10 protein-coding genes and 1 pseudogene are annotated in these 12433 nt (G+C 42.2%); 9 read left to right on the top strand and 2 right to left on the bottom strand.

The features are described 5' to 3' along the window. Nucleotide 1 precedes the first annotated feature (1 nt). On the top strand, nt 2-805 hold the full coding sequence (locus HMPREF2893_RS06310) for an ABC transporter ATP-binding protein (protein WP_070675071.1): 804 nt from the start codon (nt 2-4) through the stop codon (nt 803-805). Nucleotides 806-992: 187 nt separating this feature from the next. Here the strand turns inward: HMPREF2893_RS06310 and treR are convergent. Continuing rightward, a pseudogene (gene treR, locus HMPREF2893_RS06305) lies at nt 993-1684 on the bottom strand (trehalose operon repressor). A gap of 129 nt (nt 1685-1813) precedes the next feature. Between treR and HMPREF2893_RS06300 the strand changes: the two are divergent. The 7 genes from HMPREF2893_RS06300 to HMPREF2893_RS06270 all read left to right on the top strand — a co-directional run bounded on the left by HMPREF2893_RS06300 (nt 1814) and on the right by HMPREF2893_RS06270 (nt 9103). Next, nucleotides 1814-4120: an endonuclease/exonuclease/phosphatase family protein gene (locus HMPREF2893_RS06300; RefSeq protein WP_070675068.1), complete on the top strand. Its 2307-nt coding sequence runs from the start codon at nt 1814-1816 to the stop codon at nt 4118-4120. Between the two features lie 212 nt (nt 4121-4332). Beyond that, complete coding sequence (pflA, locus tag HMPREF2893_RS06295) at nt 4333-5127, top strand: pyruvate formate-lyase-activating protein (RefSeq protein ID WP_003005017.1); 795 nt, start codon at nt 4333-4335, stop codon at nt 5125-5127. Nucleotides 5128-5252: 125 nt separating this feature from the next. Beyond that, complete coding sequence (locus HMPREF2893_RS06290; protein WP_003005572.1) at nt 5253-6188, top strand: manganese-dependent inorganic pyrophosphatase; 936 nt, start codon at nt 5253-5255, stop codon at nt 6186-6188. 62 nt (nt 6189-6250) lie between these two features. Further along, a complete protein-coding gene (locus HMPREF2893_RS06285) occupies nt 6251-6763 on the top strand; it encodes a YiiX/YebB-like N1pC/P60 family cysteine hydrolase (RefSeq protein WP_070675064.1) in 513 nt (170 codons plus the stop codon). Between the two features lie 222 nt (nt 6764-6985). Further along, nucleotides 6986-7687: an MBL fold metallo-hydrolase gene (locus HMPREF2893_RS06280; RefSeq protein ID WP_023918823.1), complete on the top strand. Its 702-nt coding sequence runs from the start codon at nt 6986-6988 to the stop codon at nt 7685-7687. Beyond that, nucleotides 7687-8265, top strand: a complete 579-nt coding sequence (locus HMPREF2893_RS06275; RefSeq protein ID WP_070595302.1) for a TetR/AcrR family transcriptional regulator — start codon at nt 7687-7689, stop codon at nt 8263-8265. Before HMPREF2893_RS06280 ends, HMPREF2893_RS06275 begins: the two co-directional genes overlap by 1 nt. Nucleotides 8266-8455: 190 nt before the next feature. Further along, on the top strand, nt 8456-9103 hold the full coding sequence (locus tag HMPREF2893_RS06270; RefSeq protein WP_023918819.1) for a DUF1803 domain-containing protein: 648 nt from the start codon (nt 8456-8458) through the stop codon (nt 9101-9103). 41 nt (nt 9104-9144) lie between these two features. On the opposite strand, the gene HMPREF2893_RS06265 is transcribed toward HMPREF2893_RS06270, so the two are convergent. Beyond that, nucleotides 9145-10590 (bottom strand): UDP-N-acetylmuramoyl-L-alanyl-D-glutamate--L-lysine ligase, encoded by a 1446-nt coding sequence (locus HMPREF2893_RS06265; RefSeq protein WP_070675062.1) that lies wholly within the window; start codon nt 10588-10590, stop codon nt 9145-9147. A gap of 87 nt (nt 10591-10677) precedes the next feature. Here HMPREF2893_RS06265 and HMPREF2893_RS06260 point away from each other — a divergent pair, with 87 nt between their 5' ends. After that, nucleotides 10678-12306 (top strand): putative polysaccharide biosynthesis protein, encoded by a 1629-nt coding sequence (locus HMPREF2893_RS06260; RefSeq protein ID WP_070675059.1) that lies wholly within the window; start codon nt 10678-10680, stop codon nt 12304-12306. Nucleotides 12307-12433: the final 127 nt, after the last annotated feature.

The raw sequence follows: 12433 nt of genomic DNA, 5'->3' as shown, positions 1-12433 counted from the left end.
TATGGCAACATTATTATCAATTGAAGGTATTCATAAGACATTTGAAGCTGGAACAGTCAATGAAAACCATGTCTTAAAAGGCTTGGATCTCCAAGTAGAAGAAGGGGACTTCATTTCGGTCATCGGTGGAAATGGAGCTGGGAAATCAACCTTGATGAACATCTTGGCAGGAAATCTGGTCGTGGATGAAGGGGATATCTTGCTAGAAGGTAACTCCATCAAAAATACGAGTGTTCGTAAGCGTGCGAAAGATATTGCGCGTGTCTTCCAAGATCCTAAGATGGGGACAGCTTCTCGTTTGACCATTGAAGAAAATATGGCCATTGCCCAACGTCGTGGAAAATCTCGTGGTTTGGGCTGGGGCGTTCGGGAGAAGGATCGTGAATGTTTCCGTGAAGCCTTGAAGGAACTGAATATTGGTTTAGAGAACCGTCTCAAAGTCGATACTCAATATCTATCTGGTGGGCAACGTCAAGCTTTGACTTTGGTCATGGCAGCCTTGGTCAAACCCAAACTCTTGCTTCTGGATGAACATACCGCAGCGCTTGATCCCAAGACCAGTGAAATGGTCATGGAATTGACACAAAAGATCGTGGAAAGCCATGATTTGACAACCTTGATGATTACGCATGATATGAACCATGCTATCGAATACGGCAACCGCTTGATCATGCTCTACCAAGGCAAGATCGTTGTCGACGTCAAAGGAGAAGAAAAGAAAAACCTAACGGTTGAAGATTTGGTGCACCTCTTCCAACAAAACAGTGGTGAAACTTTGGTGAGTGATGAATTGGTATTAGGATAAAATAAAAGAGAGTGGGACAGAAATCGGTCATTCGTTAGAATTCGATTTCGTCGTCCCACCTCTGCAAAGTTGAGTAGGGCTGTAAAAGCTGATGAAATCAGCGTAGTAGAGCCCACTCAACCACTGCGTCTTGCTCGACAATTCAAAAATAATTGAGAGGCTAGGACTTTTGTCCCAGCCTCCTTTTTTATTTCCTCCGCTCTGCATAGTCGACAAAATGAAACTTGTCTAATTTGTGACGGCTTTCGGTGAATTGGAATTGTCGTCCGTCTGCTAAGTAAACTTGGGAACGGACCGTCACCACGTGTTGGTCTTTTCCAAGATCCAGTAAGATCTTATCGAGATTATCGATTGGTGAAATCAAAATTTCTTTCTTGGCATAGCCAATCTGCAATTTCAAGTCTTCTTCTATATATTGATAAATAGATTGCTGGGCAATTTCCTTGGTTAGGCCAGGAATCAGTTCTCTATCCAGGTAATCAATATCTAAGACAGAAGCGACGCCATCCACCACTCGTTGCCGGGTCACCTTCCAAACTAAGCGGTGAAGGGGAAATCCAGTTTTTTGGCTCCTTTTTCATCGATAGTGATTTTTTCCAAACGAATGACATTGGTTTCTGACTGAAGACCCGAAGCTTTGACGATTTCTTGGTAGCTGGTTAATTGCGAGACAGGAAAGTCAAAATGGGATTGCCTACAAATTTGAGACCCCATCCCTTGAACAGTCTCGATAAAGCCTTCCTCCTGCAAGAGCTTGAGGGATTTGCGGATGGTATCTCGGCTGACCTGGTAGTGCTCTTTTAAGTCGTTTTCGCTAGGCAGAAAATCCCCGACTAGATATTTTTCTTCTACTATTTGCTCTTTTAAAATTTGATAGATATGTTGCTATTTTTTCATGATTTGGACTCGCTTGTCTGTTTTTTTGAAAAATATTTTTGAAAGCGCTTGAAAATGTAAAACCATTCCCTTATAATAAAAGAGGAAAACTTTTTAGGGATGGAGAGAAGCATGAGAAATAACGGAAAAAAGATTCGATTATTAGCAGTAGCTACCTTATTGGTTAGTCAGTTGGGGGTCTTTAACAGTGCCCTCACGGTAGTTGCTGACGAGACCACAGCTTCGACTTCAGAGCCAGCACTTGTGACGAACACTAGTAGCGAGGAAGGCTTGACAAATCATTCGACTTCCGCAACAACAACTACAGAAGCTACGACGAGAGCTTCGAGTGATAGAGGAGAGATATCTAGCAGTTCCTCGGAGGATACCGAAGAGAAAACGGTTAAGATTGGGGAGATTCAAGGGGAAGCGCAACGCTCTCCACTTGAAGGCCAAAAGGTAGCCATCAAAAATGCGGTCGTGACCAAAACAGACCGCTATGGTTTTTATGCTCAAGACATTGAATCGGATGGTAATAGTCGGACTTCAGATGGGATTTATGTAGTTTCTAAATACAAGGTCAAGGTCGGTGACAAGGTAAAAATTACCGGTACTGTCAAGGAAGGTTATATGGAAGAAGTCACCTTGGGAGCTGGGAAGACCTTTAAGGAACCGACGAATAGTTTAACGGTGACCATGTTGGTTGATGCTTGGATCACAAAAGACGGGACAGCCCCACTTCCAGAAGCTGTGAATATCACTGCGGGGATGCCGGCAGAGGTGAAGACTAATCCAACTGCTTATGCTCCAGAAACCGATGCCCTCGATTATTGGGAAAGTCTGGAAGGCATGCTCACTGTAGTAAAGAAACCGCATGTTCTAGGTCCCCAGTATAAAGGAGATATCTATGTATTGGGAGAAGATTTTACAGGCCTTCCTTTAAACAATATTGGAGGTCTGAATCTACGGCCACATGCGCAAAATACAGTGACGATCCCGATTTATGTTGGTAATCAGTTTGTCGCAAAAGCCAAAGATTACTTTGCAGAAGATGTGACAGGAGTGGTAACGTATCGGAATAGCTTTTATAAGGTAGAGCCCACTCAACAGTTGACAGTCCAAGATGGTGGCTTGCAGCGTCAAGCAGCTCAAACCCAACCAAGTGAGGACAAGCTGACCATCGCTTCCTATAATATTGAAAATTTCTCGGCCAACAATGCCAAAAATGAAACGCCAGAGGATAAGGTGACGCTGATTGCCAATTCCTTTATCCATGAAATTCACAATCCGGATATTATCACTTTGATCGAAGTGCAGGACAATAATGGTAGTGTGGATGACGGGACGACCAGTGGTGTGGAAAGTGGACGCAAACTAGCTAGTCGGATCAAGGAATTGGGTGGCAAGAGCTATGAGTATACGGAGGTTGCTCCACTAGATGGCGCTGACGGTGGAAAGCCCGGTTCTAATATTCGTTTGGGAATCCTCTACAATCCAGAACGCGTGAGCTTAGCCAAAAAAGAGGCAGCGACTAGCAACGAAGCGGCGCAATTTGACAAGGGACACCTGGTTAAAAATCCAGCTCGGATTGCCCCTAGCGATCCATCGTTTGATCATACTCGCAAGTCTTTAGCTGTTGAGTTTGAATTCAAAGGCCAACCTGTTGTGGTGATTGCCAATCACTTGAAATCAAAAATCGGAGATGATGCTATTTATGGGGCAAGCCAACCAGCAGTGGAACATACCTTGCCAACTCGTGAAGCACAAGCAAGTGTCATTCATCAATTCGTCCAAGAAGGCTTGAAGCAAAATCCGAAGACTACCTTCGTTTTGACGGGTGATTTTAATGATTACGATTTCTCAACCACGGCACAGATCCTTGCGGGTAGTGAACTAACCAACTTAATGGCTCAACATGATGTAGGCGATCGCTATTCTTATTTCTACCGTGGAAGCAATCAAGTTTTGGATAACATTTTTATCTCAAACAACATGGCAGCCAAAGCAAGGTTTGAACCCGTCCATATCAATGCTTCCTTTATGAAGGAACATGGTCGTGCATCAGACCATGATCCTGTCTTGGTCCAAATCGACTTTAGTGGAGCACAAACTCCAGGAACGCCGACGGATGATCAACAAGGGAATACAGGACAACCAACGGATCAAACCATCCCTTCCTCATCGAATACAGGATCTCAACTAGTCCCTCATCAGGCTCAAGCCAATGAACAAAAGAGTTCACCATCTGAAAGCAAAGAGAAGGGCAAGAACGAAGATGAGAAGCAAGACGACAAGGAAGAGGCAGCAACAGAAACGAAGACACCAGGCAAGCGGAAAATCCTCCCATCTACTGGACAAGAAACAAGCTATCTAGCTCTTTTTGGAGTTGCAGTAGCTACGATGAGTCTTGTCTGGTATAAGAAGAAAAAGACTTACTAACGTTTTCAAAAGAAAGATCTAAAAAAGGAGTCGCTGGCTCTTTTTTTCTCCTAAAATACAGGACAGATAGTCCCATATTGGAAACTGTACTAGGACAATGAAAACTACTGAAAAGAACAGTTTCTTTTCAAAAAGAAGCTTAAACTCTTTAAAATAGATGGAATCGTGTTATAATAAAATCATAAAACGTTTTCAAGAGAAGAGGTTCCTCAATGGAAAATGAAACAGTTGACTATGGAAAAGTAACAGGAATGGTACACTCAACAGAAAGTTTTGGTGCAGTAGACGGGCCTGGGATCCGCTTTATTGTCTTCCTTCAAGGCTGTCAAATGCGGTGTCAATACTGCCACAATCCAGATACTTGGGCAATGGAAACCAACAAGTCCCGTGAGCGGACGGTGGATGATGTCTTAGAAGAAGCCCTCCGTTATCGTGGATTTTGGGGCGAAAAAGGGGGAATCACTGTCAGTGGTGGAGAAGCCCTCTTACAGATAGACTTTTTGATTGCACTTTTTACTAAGGCTCAAGAGTTGGGAATTCATTGTACCTTGGATACCTGTGCCCTTCCTTTCCGGAATACACCTCGTTATTTGGAAAAATTCGACCGCTTGATGGCGGTGACAGACTTGGTGCTTCTTGATATCAAGGAAATCAATGATGAACGGCACAAAATTGTGACCAGCCATACCAATAAAACGATCTTAGCTTGTGCTAAGTACTTGTCTGATATTGGAAAACCAGTCTGGATTCGCCACGTTTTGGTGCCAGGTTTGACGGACCGAGATGATGACTTGATCGAGCTTGGAAAATTTGTTAAGACCCTGAAAAACGTTGATAAATTTGAAATTCTCCCTTATCATACCATGGGGGAATTCAAATGGCGTGAGTTGGGAATTCCCTACAAATTGGAGGGTGTGAAACCACCGACAAAAGAACGGGTCCAAAATGCGAAGGATTTGATGGAAACTGAAAGTTACCAAGATTACCTGAAACGGGTCAAAGGATAAAGAAGAAAAACAGTTGGCAATCCCAACTGTTTTTTCTAACGAAATGCACAACTATTCCCTTTCTTTAAACGGAAAAACGTGCTAAAATAGAGTAACAATAGAAATGAAAATGAAGAGGTAGAAACATGTCAAAAATTCTAGTATTTGGTCACCAAAATCCAGATTCAGATGCTATCGGCTCATCTGTAGCTTTTGCTTATCTTGCAAAAGAAGCTTATGGTTTGGATACAGAAGCAGTGGCTCTTGGAACTCCAAATGAAGAAACAGCTTTCGTATTGGACTATTTTGGTGTGGAAGCACCACGCGTCATCACATCCGCTAAAGCAGAAGGTGCAGAGCAAGTCATCTTGACGGACCACAATGAATTCCAACAATCTGTTTCAGATATTGCTGAAGTAGAAGTTTATGGTGTAGTGGATCACCACCGTGTGGCTAACTTCGAAACTGCTAGCCCACTTTACATGCGTTTGGAACCAGTAGGATCAGCATCTTCTATCGTTTACCGCATGTTCAAAGAACACGGTGTAGCAGTGCCAAAAGAATTGGCAGGTTTGATGCTTTCAGGTTTGATTTCAGATACCCTTCTTTTGAAATCTCCAACTACACACCCATCTGATAAAGTGATTGCACCAGAATTGGCAGAATTGGCTGGTGTCAACTTGGAAGAATACGGTCTTGCCATGCTTAAAGCTGGTACCAACTTGGCAAGCAAATCAGCAGAAGAATTGATCGACATCGATGCCAAGACTTTTGAATTGAACGGAAACAACGTTCGTGTGGCTCAAGTGAATACAGTTGATATTGCGGAAGTTTTGGAACGCCAAGCTGAAATCGAAGCAGCTATCCAAGCTGCCAATGCAGCTAACGGCTACTCTGACTTTGTTTTGATGATTACAGACATCGTCAACTCAAACTCAGAAATTCTTGCCCTTGGTGCTAATATGGACAAGGTAGAAGCAGCTTTCAACTTCAAACTTGAAAACAATCATGCCTTCCTTCCAGGTGCCGTTTCACGTAAGAAACAAGTGGTTCCTCAATTGACTGAAAGCTTTAATGCATAATGATAGGTGGGAAAACCATCGTTAAAAAGGAGTTTCGGCTCCTTTTTTGCTAGGAGAGAAGTATGTTAGAAAATGGTGATTTGATTTTTGTTAGAGAAGATACGGAAATGGGGCAGGCCATTCAGACTTCGACAGGTAACTACAGCCATGTGGTTATCTTTTTGGACGGTTCCATTTATCATGCCACGGTGGAAGGTGGCGTCCTTGCCCAATCCCCTGAAAATTTCTTTGAAGACGGGAAAGTATATGACCTTTATCGCTACCCGAAAATCGATCTCAAAGAAGTCAAGAAGCGGGCAGAGAGCCTTTTAGGGGCTCCCTACAATGCGTCCTTTTATCCAGATGGAGATGGTTTCTATTGTTCCCAGTTCATCGCTGAATTACTTCCTATTTTTGAGACCATTCCCATGAAGTTTGGAGATGAGGATGAGGAGATTAGTCCGTTCTGGCTGGATTACTACAAGGAACTTGGCCTAGCCGTTCCCCTAGATCAGCCCGGGACCAATCCAAGTCAGTTAGCCCAATCACCACAGCTACAGTTTAAAGAAAGGTATTTGGATGATTTGGATTCATGAAACAACAATCTGAATCTTTGATACAGTTTATAAGAGTTACATCAAACTAAAGAAAAATAATATTTTAAAAATATGTTCTACCTTCGAATACAACTTGTAAAAGTTGTATTTTTTTCTAATATCCTCTGGATGTTTCTTGTTTAGACAGATAAAATATGATATACTTCACAAAAAAACTAACCACTGGTTAGTTTTTGATGGAAATCAAAGGAGGAAGTAAATATGTCTTTCTTGTATCGTTTATTAACACGTACAAAACAAATCAGTCCACATATAAGAAAGTTTGAGTTCGAATTGGGTGTTTTTGTTGTCAGCATATGGCTAGTTGAATCATCTGGTCGCTTTTATGTGATTGATACGGGAATGCGAGGAATGGAGAAGTACGCTGCCCAGTTTTTACTCCCACAAAAAATTGAAGCAATTTTTCTGACCCATGGACATCCAGATCATATCAAAGGTTTGCCCTATCTTAGACAGCACTTTGGGAACATCCCGACTTTAATCAGTGAGAAGGAATTCCCCTATATTTCAGGCAAAGAACCTTTTCCTAATAGAAAAGAGACGGAAAAAGTGATTTTTGATCCGGCTACTTTTATAACTGTTGAAAGTCAAGAAGGTCAAGACTTGATAAGTAGTGCAGGACTAAAACCACTATTTTCTCCTGGTCATTCCCCTGGTCATGTTGTTTATTACCATGAAGAGGATCAAGTTTTAATTGCTGGAGATCTTTTTACAGCTACGAGAAATGGAAAGTTGCGTCCACCAATGAAAGGATATACAGCAGATATGAGACAGGCTTTAGCTAGTGGTGAAAGAATTCTCAAGGATTATTCACAGGCACTTGTTAGTGTTTGTCATGGTAGTGAGGTAAAAGATGCAGTACGAGATTTTGAGGCATCGGATGGGTTTAAAGGGAGTTTGTAATGGCAAAGGATACAAGGTCCAGAATTATCAGAGTAGCAGAGGAAATTTTCCGAAAAGAACCTTACCAGAAGGTGGGAATTAGGCAGATTGCTCAAGCTGCAGGATGTTCACATACAGCTATTTATCAGTATTTTAAAAAGAAAGAGGATATATTATATGCAGTAGCGGAAAAACCGTTAACTCACCTCTATCATACTTGCTTAGAAATCAGTCATTCCAAGCAGAATGATAAGGAACGTCTGCTTCAAATCTGTCAAACATACGTGGATTTTGGGTTTAGAGAACGTAATTTTTATGAATTATTGATTTTTTACCGTGGAGAGCATGAAGATTCAGGCGATTGTTCGCAACCGTTGATGCAATTGAGAATGAAAAGTTATCGTTTATTGGAAGAAGCTATTGATGTCTTTTTACCGAAAGACTTATCTGATGCAGAAGCGCTAAATATTCGTAGTGGAATCTTTATTTTTTTACATGGCTTAGTGAGTATCTACAGTAGGGACAATGAAGAATGTCCAGAACGCATTAAGCAACTACTGACTGATTTTATTTCTTTTAAAATAATAGAAATGAAATGAGTTGGAATAACTTATGGGGCTTCTACAGTAAACTTGGATTGAAAAGACTAAGTTCTTTTATTGCCTTATTTTCCCCTCTTGTCTGCCTATCCATAAATTGAAGATTTTGTCCTTTGGTATTGATTTCGCTTAAACTAATTTTTATGTTACAATAAGAACGAACCGATAAAACAGTAAACGAGACCTATTTATGATTACAATCATTAATCCCACACGTTTGACACGTCAGCCATTTTTCAAGGACTTGATCAACTATTTGGATCAGCATGACGATGTGATCCTGCGGCAAATTAAGGCCCAATTTCCGGATCAACCAGTGGATAAGCTGATGGAGGAATATATCAAAGCGGGCTTCATACTTCGAGAAAATAAACGCTACACCCTCAACCTGCCCTTCTTGGAGTCAGCTGATCTTGTTGACTTGGATCAGGAGGTCTTTGTCCGAGAGGACAGTGCAGTTTATCAAGAATTAAAAGCCAGGATCTTCCAAACGGAACTTCGCAATAGTACCAATGAAGCGATTTTGGTGGAGGAGACGGACTTTGCGCGAAATGCACAGACCCTTTCCAATTACTTCTACAAGGTGAAACACCAATATCCATTGACGGAGGAGCAAGAAAAGCTCTATGCTATCTTGGGAGATGTCAATCCTGAGTATGCTCTCAAGTATATGACCAGCTTTTTGCTCAAGTTCCTCAAAAAAGAAGTAGTCCAGCAAAAGCGCAAGGACATCTTTGTCGATAGTTTAGAAGTCTTAGGCTATATCCGCAAAAATGCTGAAGGCAAATATGAATTAGCAGTGGACTTGGACAAGGAAAGACTGATGTTTATCAAATAATAAACAAGGCTAGGAAAATTTCCTAGCCTTGTTTCGTTTGATTATAGATAACGTTCAGCAATGGCGGCGTCACCTGGATACTCTTCTTTTACGCCATTGACGATTTGGTAGCAATCCGCTCCTTTTCCGGCGATAATGACGGCATCTTCAGGCTTGCTGGTTGTTGCCATAGCCACTTGAATGGCTTCTTCGCGATCTGCGATTTTCTCGACAGGGCGCGTGATAAAACTACTAATCTCTTCAGCGATAGCCAAAGGATCTTCATAGTTGGGATCATCCGCTGTGAGGAAGACTTGGATCTCAGGATGGTCTTCTAAGAGTAAGCCAAAGTCTTTGCGGCGGCTCTCTCCTTTATTACCAGTTGATCCAAGGACCAGTGAAATCGTCCCTGTTTGATGGGTTTCGACAACTGAGAGCAGTTTTTTCAAGCTATCTCCATTATGGGCGTAGTCGATGAAGACCTTAGCGCCGTTTTTCTGAGTCAAGACTTCCATTCGGCCTGGAACGCGCGTCTTAGCAATCCCTTTTTGGATATCCTCGAGGCTCGCACCTAGGCGAAGGCAGGCAAGACCTGCTGCTACAGCATTTTCTTGGTTGAAATGTCCAATCAGTTGGATTTCATAGTTTCCAGCTAATTTACCAGTGGCTGAGAAGCTGAAGGCCTTAGAGTTTTCAATTTGATTCTCAGACTGGCTTCCATAAAAATCGTGGTCTTGGTTCGCGACTTGGTCCGCTAAAACTTGGAAATGATCCATATCACTATTGATGACAACGGCTTGGCTGTTCTTCATGAGGAGACGTTTGTGGTAGAAATAATCCTCAAAAGTTGGGTGTTCAATCGGGCCAATATGGTCAGGACTGATGTTGAGAAAAACACCAACGTCAAAAGTCAGACCGTAAACCCGTTTCACCAGATAAGCTTGACTGGAAACTTCCATAATCAGGTGGGTCCGATCATTGGCTACTGCCTGAGCCATCATGGCAAAAAGATCCAAACTCTCTGGCGTTGTCAGGGTCGATTTAAAGAAGTTTTTACCATCCAGTGTCGTATTCATGGTAGACAGCATAGCTGGTCGGTGACTTTGTTCCAAAATATGGTAAGCAAAATAGGCCGCGGTTGTCTTTCCCTTAGTCCCTGTGAAGGCCAATAGTTTTAATTGTTTCTCAGGGTGCCCATAAAACTCCATGGCAATTAAGCTCATGGCCTGTTTGATATCATTGACGAGGATAGCAGGAATACCAACTTCATAATCTTTTTCAGAGACATAAAAGCCGAGTCCATTAGAAATAGCCTGTTCCAGGTATTCTTTTTTGAAGTTGGCCCCTTTGACAAAAAAGAGGGTGCTAGCAGAAACCTTCCGGCTATCATAGCTAATAGCATCAAAACTTGTTCCTTCTAGATGGTAGTAGTATTCACCATTTACTAGAATTTCTCGGAAATTTTGGTCATGTTTTAAAATGTTGAGGGTTTGTTCAATTGTAATCATAAAACTATTGTAAACCTAAAGTCCCTATTTTACAAGTGTCATGGAAAAGTTTATAATGAAGAGAAGAAGAAACGAAAGAGGACACCAATGAGTCACGAACAAAATGACCAGCAAGCCCAGATGCTACGCGGGACTGCCTGGATGACAGCCAGCAACTTTATCAGCCGTTTGCTAGGAGCCGCTTATATTATTCCTTGGTATATTTGGATGGGAAAATATGGGCCACAAGCCAATGGTCTTTTTACAATGGGCTACAATATCTATGCTTGGTTTCTCTTGATTTCGACAGCCGGAGTACCCGTAGCCGTTGCCAAGCAAGTAGCCAAATACAATACCCGAGAACAAGCCGATCATAGTTTTGCTTTGATTCGGGGTTTCTTGAAGTTCATGGGAATTCTAGGCCTTGGATTTGCCATTCTCATGTATCTTTTGTCTCCTGTCTTTGCTAGTCTTTCAGGTGGGGGAAAAGAGTTGATTCCGATCATGCAGAGCCTTTCTTGGGCTGTCTTGATCTTTCCTTCCATGAGTGTCATCCGGGGATTTTTCCAAGGTTTTAACAACATGAAGCCTTACGCCATTAGCCAGATCGCTGAACAAGTGATCCGGGTCATCTGGATGTTGCTCACGACCTTCTTCATTATGAAGATTGGCTCAGGAGACTATGTGCAGGCTGTGACGCAGTCGACCTTTGCGGCCTTTATCGGTATGGGAGCGAGCCTTCTGGTGCTCTTTTATTACCTTGCAAAGACAGGCTTGCTCTCTTCTATTTTTAGAAAGCAAGAGGGAAGTGAAGGGATTGACACTCGGGCTCTCTTGATCGATACGATTCGGGAAGCTATTCCTTTTATCATTACTGGTTCTGCGATTCAGCTCTTCCAAATTGTTGACCAGATGACCTTTATCAATGTCATGTCTTGGTTCACAGACTATAGTCAAAAGCAGCTCATGGTCATGTTTAGTTATTTCTCTGCTAATCCAAACAAAATTACCATGATCTTGATAGCAGTAGCGACTTCGATTGGGGGAGTTGGGATTCCTCTGTTGACAGAGAATTATGTGAAGGGGGACCTAAAAGCAGCTGGGAAGCTCGTACAGGATAACTTGACCATGTTGCTAGCTTTCTTGCTTCCAGCCACCTTTGGTGCAGTAGCAGTCGCAAAACCACTTTATACGGTTTTCTATGGGCAACCAGATAGCTTGGCCTTAGGACTCTTCATCGTAGCGATGTTGCAGACGGTAATTCTCGGTCTTTACACGGTCTTATCGCCAATGATTCAAGCCCTCTTTCAAAATCGCAAGGCCATCCGCTACTTCTTTTATGGTGTAGTGGTGAAATTGGTCCTACAAATTCCATTTATTTTGGTCTTTCGTTCTTATGGGCCGCTTTTGTCAACGACCATTGCCTTAATGGTGCCAATCGTTCTCATGTATCGGGAGATCCAAACCATTACTCAGTTTAATCGAACCATCATCTTCAAGCGGACCTTGCTTGGTTCTATCCTGACTGTAGTGATGCTACTTGGAGTCTTGATCGCAGGCTTGATTTTGGGCTGGATTTTCCCACCAAATGGCCGTGTATCGAGCATGATTTATATCATCGTCATAGGCGGATTAGGAGTTGCTATTTATGGAGCCTTAGGATTATGGCTACGGTATTTTGACCGCTTTATTGGAGGTCAAGCTGCACGTCTCAGACAAAAATTCCGGATTAAATAAATCAGAGGTTGGGTAAAAAGTGCCCAGCCTTTTCTTATAGTTTGAAACTATAGCTAGGTCTTGAAAATGGGAAAACCGCTCTCCTCATAATAGTGATAAAATAGTAAGCAGTTAGATTGAATGTTTA

Source organism: Streptococcus sp. HMSC072C09, from assembly GCF_001813105.1.
Classification (GTDB): Bacteria; Bacillota; Bacilli; order Lactobacillales; family Streptococcaceae; genus Streptococcus.
Note: the sequence above shows the minus strand (reverse complement) of the source record. Positions and strands in the feature narration are given on the sequence as shown.